Here is a 2,517-nt window from a genome sequence, read left to right as displayed (position 1 = left end):
AACCGGAACGTAATCCGGGTTTGAGTCTGGCGGTGGCGTTGCGCATGTATTCACCGACGGCGTTAGCCTGCTCCCTTTTTTGCGGGAGAAGTGCCGATGCCGACACCTCGGATGAGCATGCGCAAATTGAAGGAAGTCCTGCGACTAAAGTGGGCGTGTGGCCTGACGCATCGGCAGATCAGCCGGGCTATCGGCATCAGCGTCGGTGCCGTCTCGAAGTTCGCGGCCCAAGCCAGCCAGGCGGGACTCGATTGGGCGGCAGCCGAAGCAATGTCCGACGACGAACTGGACGCGCGCCTGAGGCCTGCGGCAACCAATGCCGCGGCGACGACGACGCGACGCATCGAGCCCGACTACACGGCATTGCATCGCGAGCTGCGCCGCAAGGGCGTGACGCTGCAACTGCTGTGGGAAGAATACGCTGAAGCGAACCCCGGCCAGCGGACGTACCGCTACACGCAGTTCTGCCAGAAGTACAAGGACTGGGCGAAGTCGATCAAGCGCTCGATGCGTCAGCAGCACCGCGCCGGCGAGAAGCTGTTCGCGGACTTCGCGGGTCCCACCGTGCCGGTCCTGGCGAGCGATGGCGGCGTCGAGTTCGAGGCGCACGTGTTCGTTGCCGTGCTCGGCGCATCCAACTACACGTTCGCGTGCGCGACGCGCACCGAGACGATGGCGGACTGGATCGGCAGCCTGTGCGATGCGCTAGAGTTCATTGGCGGCGTGCCCGAGCTGCTCGTGCCCGACAACCCGAAGGCGCTGATCGCGCGACCCGACCGTTACGAACCCGGACTCGGCACGACCACGCAGGACTTCGTGAACCACTACGGCACCGCGATGCTGCCGGCGCGTCCGCGCAAACCGCAGGACAAGGCCAAGGTCGAAGTCGGCGTGCAGATCGTCGAGCGCTGGGTGCTGGCCCGACTGCGCCACTATCGCTTCTACAGTCTGGCTGAACTCAACAAGGCGATTGCAGAACTGATCGCCGACCTAAACCAGCGCCCGTTCAAGCGGCTCGAAGGCAACCGGCGTGAATGGTTCGAACGGCTGGACCAACCCGTCCTGCGCCCGTTGCCCGTGCGTCGCTACGAGATCGCCACCTTCCAGAAGTGCCGTGTGAACATCGATTACCACGTCGATGTCGGCGGCCACTATTACAGCGTCCCGCATAGCCTCGCACGGCAGGAGGTCTGGGCGCGTATCACACGCCACGGCGTAGAGATCCTGCATGGCGGCAAGCGTGTCGCTGCGCACGCTCGCTCGCGCCTCAAAGGCAAACACACGACCATCGCCGAACACATGCCGGCTGCGCATCGCGCGCACATGGAATGGACGCCTGGGCGCCTGCTCAACTGGGGCGCATCCGTCGGCCCCGGCGCCGAGGCTGTCGTGCGGCATCTGCTGACCAACAAACCTCACCCCGAGATGGGCTATCGCGCCTGTCTCGGTCTTCTCTCGCTCGCGCGCAAGTACGGCAAACACCGCCTCGAGGCCGCATGCCAGCGTGCATTGAAGATCGGCTCGCCCACGCGTCGCTCCGTGCTGTCAATCCTGGAAGCGGGACTTGACCTGCAGCCCTCGCTCCCGACCACGCCCGCCGAATGGCGCTCGCCCGAGCACGAGAACGTGCGCGGCCCCGACTACTACCACTGACCCGAAGGAGGTCACGATGTTGATGCAGCACACCCTTACCCAGCTAAAGGCGCTCAAACTGGACGGCATGGCTCGCGCGTTCGAGGAGCAGTCAACGCTCACGGCAAGCACCAGCCTGTCATTCGAGGAACGCGTGGGCATGCTCGTAGATCGCGAGCTGGCCTGGCGTGATACGCGACGACTCGAACGTTTGCTGCGCGCCGCGAAGCTCAAGAACCCACAGGCCTGCGTCGAAGACATTGAATACCGGCAAACCCGTGGGCTGGACCAGCGCATCGTCGCCACGCTCGCCGGCTGCGACTGGGTGCGCAATGCTCAGAACCTGATCCTGACCGGCCCCACCGGCGCGGGCAAGACGTGGCTCGCTTGCGCGTTCGGCCAGCAGGCGTGCCGGCAGGGCTTCTCCGTGTTCTATGTGCGCGTCGCGCGGCTGTTCGAAGAGCTGAAAATCGCGCACGGCGACGGCAGCTTCACACGTCGGCTTGCGCAACTCGCGAAGATTGATGTGCTGATCCTCGACGATTGGGGCTTGCAGGATCTCGACCAGGCGGCGCGCAATGATCTGCTTGAGGTACTTGATGATCGTGTCGGTACGCGCTCGACTGTGATCACCAGCCAGTTGCCGCTCGAACACTGGCACGCGTGGCTGCAGGACCCCACGCTCGCCGATGCGATTCTCGATCGGCTCGTGCATCAGGCCCACAAGCTTCCGGTCAAGGGCGATTCGATGAGAAAGAAAACGAAATCCGAGTCCGCTGACGCCTGATCGTGATCACCGTCGCTATAATCCATTGACCGCGCAACACCACCTTCCAGACTGATCACGTTCGCCGAAACGATTGATCACCATCGCCGAAATCCGCA

General features: G+C 63.8%; 2 protein-coding genes. Both read left to right on the top strand.

The features are described from left to right. Positions 1 to 96 precede the first annotated feature (96 nt). On the top strand, positions 97 to 1,653 hold the full coding sequence (istA, locus tag CFB47_RS39935) for an IS21-like element IS408 family transposase (RefSeq protein ID WP_011875599.1): 1,557 nt from the start codon (positions 97 to 99) through the stop codon (positions 1,651 to 1,653). A 16-nt stretch (positions 1,654 to 1,669) separates the two neighbouring features. Further along, entirely contained in the window at positions 1,670 to 2,419 is a 750-nt protein-coding gene (gene istB, locus CFB47_RS39930; protein WP_006397350.1) for an IS21-like element IS408 family helper ATPase IstB, read from the top strand. The last annotated feature ends 98 nt before the right edge of the window (positions 2,420 to 2,517 follow it).

Origin of the sequence: Burkholderia sp. AU27893 (assembly GCF_002223205.1) — a bacterium.
GTDB lineage: Bacteria > Pseudomonadota > Gammaproteobacteria > Burkholderiales > Burkholderiaceae > Burkholderia.
This window is presented reverse-complemented; position numbering and strand designations above follow the sequence as displayed.